The organism is Streptomyces sp. 2114.4 (assembly GCF_900187385.1).
Taxonomy (GTDB): domain Bacteria; phylum Actinomycetota; class Actinomycetes; order Streptomycetales; family Streptomycetaceae; genus Streptomyces; species Streptomyces mooreae.
The window spans coordinates 5,865,342-5,880,855 of sequence record NZ_FYEY01000001.1 but is presented as its reverse complement, the minus strand read 5'-3'; the positions used below and the strand labels follow the sequence as shown (position 1 = coordinate 5,880,855).

The window sequence follows — 15,514 nt, the reverse complement described above, 5'->3', positions numbered from 1 at the left end:
TCCGAGGACGCAGGGAGCGGGCCCCGGGCGGGGCGCAACAGCATGAGTGACGACCGAACTTCCTACCCGGAATGACCCGGGCGAGGTTCAAGGGTCTGCGGGCACCGTAGAGGTCTACGACGCTTCCGCACTCTCAGCGCTGTGGCGCTCCCCTGTCGGATGTGGTGCATTTGTTCGATCACACAGTACCAGCGGGCGGTCAGCGTTCCGAGGCCGCGAGCTGGCCGCAGGCGCCGTCGATCTCCTGGCCGCGGGTGTCGCGGACGGTCACCGGTACGCCGTGCGCCTCGATGGCCTGGACGAACGCCCGCTCGTCCTCGGGGCGCGAGGCGGTCCACTTCGATCCGGGCGTCGGATTCAGCGGAATGAGGTTCACATGGACGCGCTTGCCCTTCAGCAGCCGTCCCAGCAGGTCACCGCGCCACGCCTGGTCGTTGATGTCCCGGATCAGCGCATACTCGATCGAGATCCGCCGCCCGGACTTCTCCGCGTACTCCCAGGCCGCGTCCAGCACCTCACGCACCTTCCAGCGCGTGTTGACGGGCACCAGGGTGTCGCGCAGCTCGTCATCGGGCGCATGCAGCGACACCGCCAGCCGGCACTTGAATCCTTCATCGGCGAACCGCAACATCGCCGGCACCAGCCCGACCGTCGAGACGGTGATACCCCGCTGGGACAGCCCCAGCCCATCGGGTTCGGGGTCGGTCAGCCGCCGGATCGCCCCGACCACCCGCTTGTAGTTGGCGAGCGGCTCGCCCATCCCCATGAAGACGATGTTCGACAGCCGCGCGGGCCCGCCCGGCACCTCGCCGTCGCGCAGCGCACGCATCCCGTCGACGATCTGGTGCACGATCTCGGCGGTCGACAGGTTACGGTCCAGGCCCGCCTGCCCCGTCGCGCAGAACGGGCAGTTCATTCCGCACCCGGCCTGCGAGGAGATGCACATGGTGACCCGGTCCGGGTAGCGCATCAGCACGGACTCGACGAGCGTGCCGTCGTGCATCTTCCACAGCGTCTTGCGCGTGGTGTCGTCGTCACACGAGATGTGCCGGACGACCTTCATCAGGTCCGGCAGCAGCTCGGCCGCCAGCTTCTCGCGCGCCGCCGCCGGGATGTCGGTCCACTGCGCCGGGTCGTGCGCATAGCGGGCGAAATAGTGCTGCGACAGCTGCTTGGCGCGAAACGGCTTCTCCCCGATCGCGGCCACCGCTTCGCGACGCTCGACGGGACTGAGATCGGCAAGGTGCCGCGGAGGCTTCTTGGCCCCGCGCGGCGCGACGAAAGTAAGTTCTCCGGGTACAGGCATGGTGCGTCCAGTGTGGCAGATCGTTTACGGGTGCCCAGGTCGGAGCGGTGAGCGGGCGGTCACCCGCTGTGGTCCTCTGTCATGGGTGGCCGGCCGCGTCATCGATCCGGACGGCAAGAGCCCCCAGGAAACCACCAAGATCGGCGTTGTCCCACGCGGCGGCATTGGCGACATGGTCACGGCGCAGGGAGCGAACACATGACGCCGGCGCTTCTTTGCTGTCACGCGCTTTTCTGCTGCCGTTCGCAGCCGTTTCCTGCCATTCGCAGCCGTTGATATCAGTAGTGGATGTCAGCGGCCCGAGGGAGTCGCGTTCCGTCTCGGCGTTACCGCCGTAGAAGATCAACTGATCAGCCACGTCGCCGACTTTCGGCACGGAGACGACCCGGGGACAGCTTCCCGGGTGCCGGCGTTCCTGAGACTCCGGGGCTGCCGACCAGTTAGAGGCGGCACACCCTGACGGCCTGGCCCATCCTGTACGCGCCACTCCTGGAACGAGACGGGCGGGCCGACCTCCCACGAGGGCGAGCAGGATTTCTGCCGCGGCAGCATCAACTGGTCGGCTAGCATGGCACGTTGACTGTCCTACCTACTCAAGGAAGCCTGATGACCGGTCCCGGCAGCGACAGCTTCACCTGGCATCAGCTTCCGCCCTTTTTCCGAGATGCCGACACAGGCTCCATTCGTTCGAAGCGCCGCTATTTCGGCCAACTCCGCCTGACGCTCCTTCTGTTATTCCTGGCGGCAGCCGTCGGCACCACAACGCTCAAATTCAGCAGTAACGGGACCGACTGGGCGGGACTTGCCGCCTCCTTGGCTTTCATTTCCTCCATCTTGGTTCGGCTCTACATCGTGGAGCAACGAGATGAGCGGCGCTGGTACGAGTGCCGGGCCGCCGCCGAATCATGCAAGACGCTTGCTTGGCGCTACGCGGTGTGCGGAGAGCCCTTCCCTGAATCCATGCCGGCAGTCGAGGCCCGGCGCCTCTTCATCAACAGACTCCGAGAGATCAGCCTCGGCCTCGATATCGTCGATGTGTCTGCCGGACTCGACGTCAACGAGGCGATGGAACGCTGCCGTGCCGCCGGCAGAGACGAGCGGATCGCGACCTACAAAAGCAATCGCCTGATGGAACAAGTCGAGTGGTACGCACGGATGGCCAAACTGCGAGACAAGCAGTCCCGTACCTGGCGGAGTGTTGCTCTTGCTGGGGAAATGATCGGCGTCGTCGCCGGTGCGGTGAAGGCATACGGCGTGGTTTCCATCGATTTGCTCGGTGTGGTCAGTGCGGGAGTTGCCGGCATCACCGCATGGTTCCAGGCACAGCGACTGGAGACAGAAGCCTCTGCATACAGCCTGACCGCGCGGGAGATCAGGCACATCCTCTCTCTCACGGATGAATCTGCGGACGCGGAGTCCTGGGGAAAATTCGTCGACCAGGCGGAAGCCGCAATCTCGCGAGAGCACACCATGTGGGCATCGGGTCGCACGGGCAACGTGGGGCTGACAGGCTGAAGAGCGAGGGTCCGCAGACGCTGGCTCCGTTCGCGTTGTTTGTATGTTGGTGATTTCGGAAATCATGCAGCTCCGGGTCACCAGACGACTGTCCGGAGGCGCGGACAAGGCGACGCCGCCCAGGAATCTTCAGCTGCAGCCGATCGACTCGGCCGCCACCACGTTCGTCCCTACGAACCGACCGACGCGGTTGGGCGCACAGTGGGGTGAGGCGGGTGTGGAAGCCAAGTACACGCCAGGAGCCGCGGGCGCCGGGCCAGGACGCTCCAGCACCTCATGCGAAAGGGGCCCGATGCGAAAGGGGCCCGCCGCTTGGTGCGGCAGGCCCCTCGCAGGCGTCGGGAGACCGTCCCGTGCAGGGAAGCGGGGAGAGGACGAAACCGGAGGACTCGCTTCCTCCCACGGTCCCTCTTCCCCCTGCGGTCCCTGGGCTCAGCCGGACCCCACGAAGATCACGAACAGCAGCCAGACGACCGGCGCCGTCGGCAGCAGGGAGTCGAGGCGGTCCATGATTCCGCCGTGGCCGGGGAGCAGGGTGCCCATGTCCTTGATGCCGAGATCGCGCTTGATCATGGATTCGCCGAGGTCGCCGAGGGTGGCGCTGGCCGCGACCGCGAGACCGAGCAGCAGGCCCTGCCACCAGGCGCCGTGCACGATCAGGAATTCCATGCACAGGGCGCCGGCCACCATCGCGAAGAGCACCGCGCCGACGAGGCCTTCGCGGGTCTTTCCGGGGCTGATGCGCGGTGCGAGCTTGTGCCTGCCGAACCGCCAGCCGACCGCGTACGCGCCGGTGTCGCTGACGACCGTGAGCATCAGGAAGGTCAGCACCCGTTCCGGCCCGTCGGGCTCCGCCGCGAGCATCAGCGCCACGAACGTCGCGAGGAAAGGCACGTAGAACGCCGCGAAGACACCGGCGGTGACGTCCCGCAGATAGTTCTCGGGTGCCTCGGTCATCCGCCAGACGAGGACGGCCAGCGCGGTGAGCGCCATCGCCACCCAGGCGCCCTCGGCACCGCGGACATATCCGGCGGCCACCATGGCGGTCCCACCGACCGCCAGCGGCACCAGCGGCACCTTGATGTCCTTGCGCTCCGCCAGCCGCGAGGTCAGCTCCCACAGGCCCACTACGACGGCGATCGCTATCACGCCGATGAAGACAGGCTTGTAGACGAAGAGCGACGCAACGATGATCGCGCCGAGGCCGATACCGACCCCTATCGCGGCGCGCAGATTGCGGCCCGCGCTCTTCTTCTTCGGCTTCTCTGAGTCCGGCGAGCTGTCGGACCCGGAAAGAGAGGTGGGCATGGGCTCCTGCGGCTTTTCGTCGCGGAACAGGGGGCCGCTCGGTCGAGCAGCCCCCCGGTCGTCCAGGTGATCCCGGCTATCCCGGATGTTCCGATATTCCCGGTCGTCGTCCTGGTGTCCGCCCGGCCCGGGCACGAAGGGCAGCGGCCGAGTCCGGTCCGGGTCGCCCCAGTCATGCCCGGGACCCGCCGGGACGGGGGGCGCCACCCCGCGAAGCGAGGAGGCCGGCCCGTGATCGGACGGTGCCCGGTGTCCCGCGCCGGGCGGGGCGGCCCCCCAGGAAGACTCGTTCATCAGACCTCGAGGAGCTCGGATTCCTTGTGCTTGAGGAGCTCGTCCACCTGCGCGACGTACTTCGCGGTGGTGTCGTCGAGCTCCTTCTCGGCGCGGCGGACCTCGTCCTCGCCGGTTTCCTTGTCCTTGACGAGCTTGTCGAGGGTTTCCTTGGCCTTGCGGCGGACGCTGCGGATCGAGATCTTGGCGTCCTCGCCCTTGTTCTTCGCGACCTTGATGAACTCCTTGCGGCGCTCCTCGGTCAGCTCGGGGAACGTCACCCGGATGATGTTGCCGTCGTTGCTCGGGTTGACGCCGAGGTCGGAGTCGCGGATGGCCTGCTCGATGTTGCGCAGCGCGCTCTTGTCGAACGGGGTCACCACGGCCATCCGCGGTTCGGGAACCGAGAACGACGCCAGCTGGTTGATCGGCGTCATCGCACCGTAGTAGTCCGCCACGATCTTGTTGAACATCGCCGGGTGCGCACGCCCGGTGCGAATCGCGGCGAAGTCCTCCTTGGCGACCACGACGGCCTTCTCCATCTTCTCCTCGGCCTCGAGGAGGATCTCTTCGATCACCACTTGCTCCTGGTCTTTTCGGTAAGAAGCAGAGCCTCGCCCCTGCCGCGCGTCTTCTCCTGCACGGTGTCCGACCGGCAGGCCGTTGTCCATCCCCGTACCGGGGTCTTCCCCCGGCCGGGAGCTGCCGCCCGTACCGGCCGATGCCCGTACGGAACCACGGCAGTTGGGGCCGTCAGGCCCGGGTGCCCTGATCGCTGACGAGCGTGCCGATCTTCTCACCCTTCACCGCGCGCGCGATGTTGCCCTCGGCGAGCAGCTCGAAGACGAGGATCGGGAGCTTGTTGTCCCGGCAGAGCGTGATGGCGGTGGCATCGGCGACCTTCAGGTCCCGGGTGATGACCTCGCCGTATTCGAGGGCGTCGAACTTCACCGCGTCGGGGTTCTTCTTGGGGTCGGAGTCGTAGACCCCGTCCACCCCGTTCTTGCCCATCAGCATGGCCTCGGCGTCGATCTCCAGGGCGCGCTGTGCGGCGGTGGTGTCGGTGGAGAAGTACGGCATGCCCATGCCTGCGCCGAAGATCACGACCCGGCCCTTCTCCAGATGGCGCACCGCACGCAGCGGAATGTACGGCTCCGCGACCTGGCCCATGGTGATCGCCGTCTGGACGCGGGAGTCGATGCCCTCCTTCTCCAGGAAGTCCTGGAGGGCCAGACAGTTCATGACCGTGCCCAGCATGCCCATGTAGTCGGAGCGGGCGCGGTCCATGCCGCGCTGCTGGAGTTCGGCGCCGCGGAAGAAGTTGCCGCCGCCGATCACGATGGCGATCTCATAGCCGTCGCGCACCACGGCGGCGATTTCGCGGGCCATCGCGTGCACGACGTCGGGGTCGACGCCCAGTCCGCCGCCACCGGCGAATGCTTCGCCCGACAGCTTCAGCAGGAAGCGTCGCCTGCCGCCGTGGCCGGCATGGTCTGCGTGCGCGCCGTCGGCACCGTGAATCATTGAGCTCTCCTCGTGCACATACGAAGAAGGCCATTGCCGTGGGTCTGGTTCAGATCCCTGTGCGGCAATGGCCTCCTCGTCACATCTGCGGCCGGCCGTTGAGCGGCCGACTGCCTACGACCCTAGCGGGGTCGTAGGTCATTCGCTGCCTTCGCGACAGGCTCAGATGCCGACCTTGATGCGCGCGAAGCGCTTCAGGGTGACACCGGCCTCCTGCAGGACCTTCTCGACGGACTTCTTGTTGTCGAGCGCGTACGGCTGGCCGAGCAGCGTCGCGTCCTTGAAGAAGCCGTTGAGGCGACCCTCCACGATCTTCGGCAGGGCAGCCTCGGGCTTGCCCTCCGCACGCGTGGTCTCCTCGGCGACGCGGCGCTCGGCCTCGACGACCTCGGCCGGCACGTCGTCCTTGGAGAGGTACTTCGGGGCGAACGCGGCGATGTGCTGCGCAATGCCCTTGGCGACCTCGGCGTTCTCCTTGTCGAGCTCGACAAGGACACCGATCTGTGGCGGCAGGTCGGGCATGGTGCGGTGCATGTAGACCGACACGTAGCCGTCGGAGAACTGCGCGAAGCGGTCCAGGACGATCTTCTCGCCCAGGGTGGCGTTGGCCTCGTCGACGAACGCCTGGACGGTCTTGCCGGCCTCGATCTCGGAGGCGAGCAGGGCCTCGATGTCGGCCGGCGAGGTCTTCGCGATGTGCGCGGCAATCTCGTTGGCGACGGCCTGGAACTTCTCACCCTTGGCGACGAAGTCCGTCTCGCACTTCAGCTCGACGATGACACCGGAGGCGTTGTCGTCGGCGACCAGGGAGACCACGGCGCCGTTCTCGGCGGAGCGGCCCTCGCGCTTGGCGACGCCCTTCTGGCCCTTGATACGCAGCGCCTCGACGGCCTTGTCGACGTTGCCCTCGGCCTCGTCCAGGGCCTTCTTGCAGTCCATCATGCCGGCGCCGGTGAGCTCGCGGAGCTTCTTGACGTCAGCGGCGGTGTAGTTCGCCATGGTCTGTGAATCTCTTCTCGAAATCTCGAAGTCGAAAGATCTACGGGTGGACGGCGGGGGCGGCGCTTGTGGCGCCCTCCCCCGCCGTCATCAGCCGGATGCTGCGGGTCAGGCCTGCTCGGCGTCCGCGGCCGGCTTCTCGGCCTCGGCGGCGGGGGCCTCGGCGGCAGGGGCCTCGGCGAGCTTCTCCTCAGCCTTGGGGGCCTCGTCGTCAGCCTTCTTCTCGCCCTCGAGCAGGTCGCGCTCCCACTCGGCCAGCGGCTCGGCGGCAGCAGCCTTCTCGCCGGGCTTCTGGTCGCCGGTGGCGGCACCGGAGCGGGCGATGAGGCCCTCGGCGACGGCGTCGGCGATCACGCGGGTGAGCAGGGTGACGGAGCGGATCGCGTCGTCGTTGCCCGGGATCTTGTAGTCGACCTCGTCCGGGTCGCAGTTGGTGTCGAGGATCGCGACGACCGGGATGTTGAGCTTGCGCGCCTCACCGACGGCAATGTGCTCCTTCTTGGTGTCCACGATCCAGACGGCGCTGGGCACCTTCTGCATCTCGCGGATACCGCCGAGGGTCTTCTCCAGCTTGGCCTTCTCGCGGGAGAGGACCAGGAGCTCCTTCTTGGTGAGGCCGGAGGCGGCCACATCCTCGAAGTCGATCTGCTCGAGCTCCTTCAGGCGCTGCAGGCGCTTGTAGACGGTCGAGAAGTTGGTCAGCATGCCGCCGAGCCAGCGCTGGTTCACGTAGGGCATGCCCACGCGGGTGGCCTGCTCGGCGATGGCCTCCTGGGCCTGCTTCTTCGTGCCGACGAACATGACCGAGCCGCCGTGGGCGACGGTCTCCTTGACGAACTCGTAGGCGCGGTCGATGTACGACAGCGACTGGAGCAGGTCGATGATGTAGATGCCGTTGCGCTCGGTGAAGATGAAGCGCTTCATCTTCGGGTTCCAGCGGCGGGTCTGGTGCCCGAAGTGGACGCCGCTCTCCAGCAGCTCCCGCATCGTGACGACGGCCATGGCCGTACTCCTTGTTGTACTCGGTTCCACTGCGGCCGGTCGGCCGCGGTGCCTGACGCCCCGACGCGCCTGCCGGGGAAAGCACCTTGCGGGGCCGTCCGAGGACCGAGGAGCGCGGCCGTCGTGCTGCCCGAAAGGGACTGGTGCACTGACGGCGGGGCGTGCGAAGTCGACCCGGTGACCCGGATCGCCATCAGAAGTGTACGGGACGGCCGACGCACCGGGCGACACACACCATTTCGATCCCCGCGCGGGTGACACCGTTGTCCACAACCACGCGCCCATCCACAGCTTCAGACCAAGATCCCCACGCCGCCGCGGACTGCGCCACCGTCGGGACATGCGACGGAACACACCACCGAACCGGCAACGCACCCCACGACCGGACACTCGGCGAAGCCCTGGACCACACTCCGGCTCGACCTCGATCCGGCACGCCGTCAGCCGCTTCCGCAGGCATCGGCCCGGACCGGCATGCGGCCGGCGGCGCGGCACGGCCCGCGGCGACTGGCTCGGGCAGGCCCGCAACGGGCGGCACGAGCCGGGCCGCGGCAGATGGCATGAGCCGGGCCGCAGCAGGCGGCACGAGCGGGACCGCGGCAGGCGGCATGAGCCGGGCCGCGGCCGACTGCAACGCCGGGCGGGCCGCGTCCCGTGCCCACCATCCCCATCCCCATCCGCATCCCCATCCCCGTTCCAGTCCCAGTCCCTGTCGGTCTCCCCGCCCCTGTCTCCTCCCTCTCCCCTTGCTCCTTCTCCGCCGCGCTCTCCTCTCCCTCCCCCGGCTCTCCCTCCCCGGCCGCGCTTCCGGCCGTCGACGCCCTTACCGCCGACGCCGCGCGCAGAACCGGCTGGATACGGGCCGAGCTGCTTCTTTCCGGCCCGTGCTCTGGGTGCGCTCCTGGCCCCCGCCGCGGCTGCGGTGCTCACCGCTCTGTCGCCCGCACCGGCGAGCGCTGCCGCCGCTCCGTCCTCGGTGGTGAGGGCGGAGCGCGGGATGGAGCACAGGGTGGAGAGGGGGACGGATGGGCCTGCGGGCGCTGCGGCACGTGGCAACAGGGCGAGGCCTCCGGAGAGCGGATCACGCGCCCGGGAAGCGCAGGAAATGCCCCGTGACGTGCCGGCGGGACGCCCCGGAGCAGCGGCACGCCGCGAGGCAGTGGCGCGGGCCGACCCCTCTGCTGGGGACAGAGCGTGGCCGGTGGGAGAGACCGGAGGAGGCGTAGGGCCCACGGTGGTACACGGATGGGAGCCGCCTCCTTCCCCCTGGGCGGCCGGGCACCGGGGAGTGGACCTGGCCGCGCCCGCCGGCGCACCGGTACGGGCAGCGGCACCCGGCCGGGTTGCCTATGCCGGAACCGTCGCAGGCCGCGGCGTCCTGACGATCGAGGTATCCCGCTCGGGCCATCCCCCGCTACGCACCACCTACGAGCCCGTGCGGCCCACGGTCCACAAGGGGCAACGCGTCACCGCAGGTCAGCCGGTCGCCGTCCTGCAACACGGCCCATTCCACTGTCGGGCACCATGCCTCCACTGGGGCCTGCGCCGCGGCAAGAGCTACCTGGATCCGTTGTCCCTGCTGCCCGACAGCATGCTCCGCGGCGGCCCCTCGCGACTGCTTCCGGTCTTCGGGATTCCGGTACCCGCGGGTGACCGCACGGCCCCCCGGCATTCGGGAACGGTAGGACCGGCGCGTTCAGCAGTACCGGCGAAACCAGCAGCTCAGCAGCGAAAGCCGGTGCCGACAGGAGCTGCCCTCATGGAAGCAGCCGGGCTCGTGGCAGCGGCCGTCTGGGCTCTGGGCCGGCTCCATCGGGGGGCTGGGCCGGCTGAGGCCGAGAAGGCTATGCCGGGGCAGCCGGATGGCGAGTGGCACGGCCTTCGGCGGGACGGTGGGTGATCACGGGGCCTCCCTGACAACCGGGAGCGGGAGCCGAAGAAGCAGAGATCGGGAGCGGTGACGCTTCGGTCGTAGCGCCGGTCTGCCGCAGAGGCCCCCGTAGAGCGGGGCGTCCGTCGCTGCACGTCGAGGCCGACGACCGACCGTCCGCTGCGGGCTGCGGGCTGCGGGCTGCGGGCTGCGGGCTGCGGGCTGCGGTGCCAACGAGCGTGGAGGTGGTGGTGGAGGTGGGTGGGTGGGCCGGGGGCCCGGGGGGAAGGAGAGAAGCCCCCAAGTCAGCCGCGAACCCCCCGGAGCGCCATCCCCACCGCCGCCTCCGTGATCTCATCCGGGTCTTCTGCGGCACCGAGTTCGATGCGGCGGACCGCGGCGTCGACGACTCCTTGGAGGAGCATGGCCGCGAGTCGGGGCTGTGCATGGCCGAGGGCGGCCAGCGCCTCGACGATCATGGCGATCAGGCCGCCGTGGGCCGCGCGGATCTTCTCCCGTGCGCCGGCGTCCAGCTCACCGGCCGAAATGGCGACGACGGCACGGTGGCGCCGGTCACCGACCAGGGCGAGCTGCCGTCGCACATATGCCTCGATCTTCCCCTCGGGTGTGTCGACGCGCTCCATCGCCGCTTCCACCTCAGCGGCCCAGACGGGGAAGTCGACGGCGCACAGCTCTTCCACGACAGCGGCGCGCGAGCGGAAGTACTCATACACGGAAGAGCGCGCGAGGCCCGTGCGCTCGGCGAGGGCGGGGAAGGTCAGTGCTTCCGTTCCGCCTTCGGACAGCAGGGTGCGGGCAGCGTCCAAGAGGGCGCCGCGCTGCATCGTCCGGTGCTCGGCCACAGAGGCCGCTCGAATCCTGGGCACGTCACCACTCTACGGATGGCATGCCCCGCGTGGCACTCCGCATGGCGACACGGCGCGCGGAAAACCCGGGCGCCCGGAGGGTGACTCAGCGTCCGACGTCAGCGAGCTTCGCTCTGAGCTGGAGTACGGACTTGGTGTGGATCTGGCTGACCCTGCTCTCCGTGACGCCGAGGACGTTGCCGATCTCGGCGAGCGTGAGCCCTTCGTAGTAGTAGAGCGTGACCACGGTCTTCTCGCGCTCGGGGAGCGTGTTGATGGCGCGCGCGAGCAGCCGCCGCAGCTCGCGGTCCTCGGCGATCTCGACGGGGTTCTCGGCGGCCGTGTCCTCCAGGGTGTCCATCAGGCTCAGCCGTTCGCCCCCTTCGCCGCCGACGTGCAGGAGTTCTTCCAGGGCGACGACGTTCGCCAGGGACAGCTGGCTGAACACACCGTGGAGTTCCTCCAGCGCAATGCCCATCTCCTCGGCGACCTCCGCCTCGGACGGGGTGCGGCGCAGTTGCGCTTCGAGGGTGGCGTAGGCCCGTTCGACGGCACGGGCTTTCTGCCGCACGGAGCGCGGAATCCAGTCCAGAGCACGCAGCTCGTCGATCATTGCGCCGCGGATGCGGGTGATGGCGTAGGTCTCGAACTTGATGGCGCGTTCGGGTTCGAACTTCTCGATGGCGTCGATTAGTCCGAAGACTCCGGAGGAGACGAAGTCGGCCTGCTCGACGTTGGGGGGCAGGCCGACGCTGACGCGGCCGGCGACGTACTTGACCAGCGGCGAATAGTGAAGGATCAGCTGCTCTCGCAGCCGTCCGTCGCCCGATGCCTTGTAGGAGCGCCACAGCTCGTCGAGCGAGGTGGGCGGGGCGGGGCGCACGCTGCCGCGCGCGGCGGGTGGTACAGCCGCACGATCAGACCCGGAGGTGTGCTGGGGCATTCGTCGCCTTGAGCCGTTCTGCCGAGACGCGGGTGGATGGATGTATGAGGGTTGAATTGCCTGTGAGCGTAGCGTGACCGAAGCGTCGCGGTGCGCGAGGGCGGCAGGTTCGGGCGTGCGCAGATACGTTCCGCTGCCCGCACCTCAGGGTTACCTCGTACGGCGTGGCGACACCCGGACAGGGGGCCGGACGCGGACCTCCGGAGGGCCGTGCGGGCGGACGTGGTGACACGGTGTACGGGACCCCGTCCATCCCCTGCGCCACATCGCCGTCTCCCCATGGATCGGACCCGCGCCCCGAAGCACGGCAAACCTGGATTCTGCGGTCATTCCCCTCACCCTTTCACCCGTTCGCCCCAGGTCAAGTACCGCCTCGCCGGGAACCCTCAGTCCTCTCGGCGCGTCGCGCCAACGCCCAGCGATCACCGCACCTTTGCACGAATCCGAGGGACAACAGCTCGAAGAGTTTGCGCTGCGTGACCTCTCGGGGCGTGGCGGCTTCCTCCGCCAGACGGCCGGTGTCCGTGCCGCCGCGCGCGGGCAGCGCCTCCAGTACGCGGGCCGCTACGGGATCGAGGAGGTCGCGGATGCGGGTCGGGCCCTGTTGCTCGGGAGCGAGGTCGCCGATGCTGCCGACGAGTTCGATGACCTCGTCGGCGCCCGTGACCACCGTGGCCTCGCCGCGCAGGAGTTGGTGCACCCCGGCGGACAGACTGCTGGTGACCGGGCCCGGCACGCCCATCGTGAAGCGGCCGAGGGCCAGCGCTTGCCGGGCGGTGACCAGTGAGCCGCTGCGCAGCTCGGCCTCCACGACGACGGTGCCTCTGGTGAGTGCGGCGATGACGCGGTTGCGCTGGATGAAGCGACTGCGGGTGGGGTGGTCGCCGGGCGGTAACTCGGCCACCACCAAGCCCTGTTCGGCGATCCGGCCGATCAACTCGGTGTGGCCCCGGGGGTAGGCGTGGTCGACACCGCAGGCCATGACGGCGATGGTCGCGCCGTCCGCGGCCAGCGCGCCGCGGTGAACCGCGCCGTCGACCCCGTATGCGGCTCCGGAGACCACGGTCCAGCCGCGGTCGGCGAGTCCGGCGCTGAGTGTGGTGGCGAGGTGCGCGCCGTAGTCGGTACAGGCCCGGGCGCCGACGACGGCGACGGAGCGCAGCGCCCACAGCCTGAGGTTGGCCGCCCCGCGCACCCATAGGCCGATGGGGCGGGCGTCTCCGAGGTCGTCGAGCTGGCCGGGCCATTCGTCGTCCCCGGGGCAGAGGAACCGGCCGCCGAGCGCGGTGATGGCATCGAGGTCCGCGGTGGGGCGGGCCCGGGCGGCGCGTAACCGCAGGCCCGCGATCTTGGCCGGGGTGGTGCCCGTGGGCGGGTCCGCAGCGTCGTCGGCGAGGGCGTGCCAGAGGGCCACCGGGCCCATCTCGCGCAACCAGCGGCCGGCGGTTTCGTCGCCCGGTTCGAGGATGCGGGTGAGGGCTGCGCGGGCGGTGCGCTGCGGTTCGTTTCCCTCGCGGCGGGCGGAGCGCCGGCCGGCGGCCACCGGACGTGCAGGAGGCGGCTCGGTCGTCGTGTGCGGGGCGGGGTCCGGCTCGGCGGCCGGAGCGGGGCCCGGCTCAGCGGTCGGCGCGGGCACCTGGCTCCGGCCCGGTGGGGTCGTGACGGGTTCGCCGGTGGCGAAGCCCCATGCGTCGGTGCTGGTCATCGCTCACACCTGTCCTGCGGCTGCGCGGCGGTCGTCGTGGTCGTGCGCTTGCCCCCGCGCCCGCTCGCCGCTGTCGGCGCGCCGCGGCGTACCCCCGTGCGGAGTTCCAGGGCCCAGTTGACGTCTTCGCCGGTAGGGCGGTCGCGGCCGGACAGGTCGGCGGCGGTCCAGGCGACGCGGAGGACTCGGTCAAGACCGCGGGCCGTGAGCAGACCGCATTCGAGGTCACGTTCGGCCGGGGCCAGGGCGCCCGGTCCGACCTGCCAGCGGGTGCGCAGTTCATGGCCTGGTACCTCGCTGTTGGTCCGCCACGGAGTGCCGGCGAGACGGGCCGCGGCGCGCTCGCGGGCGACTCGGACGCGTTCGGCCACGGTCGCGGTGGGCTCGGCACCGTGTCCGAGGGCGACCAGTTCGGAGCGGGCGACCGGTTGAACGGCGATCCGGAGGTCCACCCGGTCCATCAGGGGCCCGGAGAGCCTGGCTCGGTAGCGGCGGATGGATGACGGCCGGCATTCGCAGCCGCCTCCGGGGGTGCCGTGCCGTCCGCACGGGCAGGGGTTGGCGGCCAGCGCGAGGAGGAAGCGCGCGGGCATGCGCATCATGCCTGCCGCTCGGGCGACGACGACGTGGCCGGATTCCAGTGGCTGGCGCAGCGCGTCCAGGACGCGTGGGCTGCATTCGGCGGCCTCGTCCACGAACAGCACGCCGTGATGGGCCAGGGATACGGCTCCGGGGCGCGGCAGTCCGGTGCCGCCGCCCACGAGGGAGGCCATCGTCGCGGAGTGGTGCGGGGCGCAGTAGGGCGGCCGGTGGAGGAGCGGCTGTCCCGGCGGGAGGGTGCCGGCCACCGAGTGGACGGCGGTGACCTCCAGGGATTCCTTGGGGGACAGTTCTGGCAGCAGCCCGGGGAGGCGTTCGGCGAGCATGGTTTTCCCGGCGCCGGGCGGGCCTTTGAAGAAGATGTGGTGGCGGCCGGCGGCGGCCACTTCCAGGGCACGGCGGGCGCTGTGCTGGCCGGCGACGTCCGCGAGATCGGGTGCGTGGTCGCCGGCCGGCAGGCCCGCGCCGACGCCGGTGCCGGGCATCACCAGCCCGGCGAGCAGCGGGTCGGGGCGGCCTTCGTCGCGGGGGTCCTCCTCGTCGGGTACCGGTTCGTCGGCGAGGACGGCGATGAGCTGGCGCAGGCTGCGGACGCCGAGGACGGAGATGCCGGGGACCAGCGAGGCCTCGGCCGCGGTCTGTTCCGGGACGACGACCTGACGGTATCCGGCGTCGGCGGCTGCCAATACGGCGGGCAGCACTCCGCGTACGGGCCGGACCCGGCCGTCGAGGCCCAGTTCGCCGATCATCATCAGGTCGGTGAGTTCGCGGGGGTCGAGGCGTTCGGCGGCGCCGAGGACCGCGCAGGCCACTGCCAGGTCGAAGCCGCTGCCGCCTTTGGGTACGGAGGCCGGGCTGAGGCCGACGGTGAGCTTCTTCTGCGGCCATTCGGTGCCGGAGTTCACGACCGCCGCCCGCACTCGCTCGCGGGACTCGATGAGGCTCTTGTCGGGCAGGCCGACGAGGGTGAAGGCCGCGACGCCGGGTTCCAGGTCGGCCTGGACCTCGACGACGACCCCTTCCACGCCCACCAGCGCGACGGAGCAGGTCCGGGCGAATCCCATCAGACCACCCCACGGGCGTGCTGGACGACCGGGGCACCGCGGGCCGGCAGGAGGACGCCGATCACATCGATGCGTACGCCTCCGGGTGGCGGGCCGCCGTGCCGCTCCAGCCAGCGTTCCGCCAGCAGCCGCAGGCGGGCGGTCTTCTCGGGGCGTACGGCCGCCATGGGGTGTTCGTACCAGCCGGCACGGCGGGTCTTGACCTCGCAGACCACCAGGGCGTCGCCGTCGGCGGCCACGATGTCGATCTCTCCGTCGCGGCAGCGCCAGTTGCGGTCCAGGATGCGCATGCCGGCTTCGACGAGCCGCCGGGCGGCCAGGTCCTCGCCGTAGCGGCCGAGGGCGCGCCGCCGGGTGTCGGCCGGCTTGGCCGCCGTCGGGCCGGGCTTCGTCGAGGTGGCCGTCCCCGGACCGGGCGCCGGCGGCGTGGCGGCTCCCCGGTCGGCCGCCGGCGGCGTGGCGACTCCCCGTTCGGCCGCCGGTGGCATGGCTGCTGCCCGTTCGGCGACCGGTGGCCCGGGAGCGGGCGGTTCGGTGGC

General features: G+C 70.0%; 13 protein-coding genes, 1 pseudogene and 1 riboswitch. Of the genes and pseudogenes, 2 read left to right on the top strand and 12 right to left on the bottom strand.

The genetic code is table 11. From position 1 onward, the window contains the following. Window positions 1–41: 41 nt before the first annotated feature. A riboswitch (TPP riboswitch) is annotated at window positions 42–164 on the bottom strand. Between the two features lie 35 nt (window positions 165–199). Together rlmN and CFW40_RS26005 are read right to left on the bottom strand one after the other, a co-directional pair. Further along, window positions 200–1,306 (bottom strand): 23S rRNA (adenine(2503)-C(2))-methyltransferase RlmN, encoded by a 1,107-nt coding sequence (gene rlmN / locus CFW40_RS26010; protein WP_088800297.1) that lies wholly within the window; start codon window positions 1,304–1,306, stop codon window positions 200–202. A 79-nt stretch (window positions 1,307–1,385) separates the two neighbouring features. After that, window positions 1,386–1,664, bottom strand: a complete 279-nt coding sequence (locus tag CFW40_RS26005; protein WP_176956385.1) for a hypothetical protein — start codon at window positions 1,662–1,664, stop codon at window positions 1,386–1,388. Between the two features lie 248 nt (window positions 1,665–1,912). Between CFW40_RS26005 and CFW40_RS26000 the strand changes: the two genes are divergently transcribed. Then, window positions 1,913–2,821: a DUF4231 domain-containing protein gene (locus tag CFW40_RS26000; RefSeq protein WP_088800296.1), complete on the top strand. Its 909-nt coding sequence runs from the start codon at window positions 1,913–1,915 to the stop codon at window positions 2,819–2,821. A gap of 432 nt (window positions 2,822–3,253) precedes the next feature. On the opposite strand, the gene CFW40_RS25995 is transcribed toward CFW40_RS26000, so the two are convergent. The 5 genes from CFW40_RS25995 to rpsB all read right to left on the bottom strand — a co-directional run bounded on the left by CFW40_RS25995 (window position 3,254) and on the right by rpsB (window position 7,927). After that, the gene (locus tag CFW40_RS25995) at window positions 3,254–4,423 is read right to left on the bottom strand and encodes a phosphatidate cytidylyltransferase (protein ID WP_176956386.1); all 1,170 of its coding nucleotides are present in this window, start codon (window positions 4,421–4,423) and stop codon (window positions 3,254–3,256) included. After that, window positions 4,423–4,980 carry a ribosome recycling factor gene (gene frr / locus CFW40_RS25990; protein WP_030087489.1) on the bottom strand — a complete coding sequence of 186 codons (558 nt, stop codon included), beginning with the start codon at window positions 4,978–4,980 and terminating at the stop codon, window positions 4,423–4,425. Before frr ends, CFW40_RS25995 begins: the two co-directional genes overlap by 1 nt. 175 nt (window positions 4,981–5,155) lie before the next feature. Next, window positions 5,156–5,926: a UMP kinase gene (gene pyrH, locus CFW40_RS25985; RefSeq protein ID WP_088800294.1), complete on the bottom strand. Its 771-nt coding sequence runs from the start codon at window positions 5,924–5,926 to the stop codon at window positions 5,156–5,158. A 162-nt stretch (window positions 5,927–6,088) separates the two neighbouring features. Continuing rightward, window positions 6,089–6,925: a translation elongation factor Ts gene (gene tsf, locus CFW40_RS25980; protein ID WP_088800293.1), complete on the bottom strand. Its 837-nt coding sequence runs from the start codon at window positions 6,923–6,925 to the stop codon at window positions 6,089–6,091. Window positions 6,926–7,033: 108 nt separating this feature from the next. Continuing rightward, window positions 7,034–7,927 (bottom strand): 30S ribosomal protein S2, encoded by an 894-nt coding sequence (rpsB, locus tag CFW40_RS25975; RefSeq protein ID WP_088800292.1) that lies wholly within the window; start codon window positions 7,925–7,927, stop codon window positions 7,034–7,036. A 340-nt stretch (window positions 7,928–8,267) separates the two neighbouring features. Here rpsB and CFW40_RS38745 point away from each other — a divergent pair, with 340 nt between their 5' ends. Then, window positions 8,268–9,827, top strand: a complete 1,560-nt coding sequence (locus CFW40_RS38745; RefSeq protein WP_088800291.1) for a murein hydrolase activator EnvC — start codon at window positions 8,268–8,270, stop codon at window positions 9,825–9,827. Window positions 9,828–10,102: 275 nt separating this feature from the next. On the opposite strand, the gene CFW40_RS25965 is transcribed toward CFW40_RS38745, so the two are convergent. The 5 genes and pseudogenes from CFW40_RS25965 to CFW40_RS25945 all read right to left on the bottom strand — a co-directional run. After that, window positions 10,103–10,642, bottom strand: a complete 540-nt coding sequence (locus CFW40_RS25965; RefSeq protein WP_088802370.1) for a TetR/AcrR family transcriptional regulator — start codon at window positions 10,640–10,642, stop codon at window positions 10,103–10,105. A gap of 127 nt (window positions 10,643–10,769) precedes the next feature. After that, window positions 10,770–11,606 carry an RNA polymerase sigma factor WhiG gene (gene whiG, locus CFW40_RS25960; RefSeq protein WP_088800290.1) on the bottom strand — a complete coding sequence of 279 codons (837 nt, stop codon included), beginning with the start codon at window positions 11,604–11,606 and terminating at the stop codon, window positions 10,770–10,772. Window positions 11,607–11,967: 361 nt separating this feature from the next. Beyond that, complete coding sequence (gene dprA, locus CFW40_RS25955; RefSeq protein WP_256331290.1) at window positions 11,968–13,311, bottom strand: DNA-processing protein DprA; 1,344 nt, start codon at window positions 13,309–13,311, stop codon at window positions 11,968–11,970. Then, entirely contained in the window at window positions 13,308–14,975 is a 1,668-nt protein-coding gene (locus CFW40_RS25950; protein WP_088800289.1) for a YifB family Mg chelatase-like AAA ATPase, read from the bottom strand. Before CFW40_RS25950 ends, dprA begins: the two co-directional genes overlap by 4 nt. Then, window positions 14,975–15,325, bottom strand: a pseudogene (locus CFW40_RS25945) (YraN family protein); the annotation flags it as partial. The pseudogene CFW40_RS25945 and the gene CFW40_RS25950, both read right to left, overlap by 1 nt. Between the last annotated feature and the right edge of the window lie 189 nt (window positions 15,326–15,514).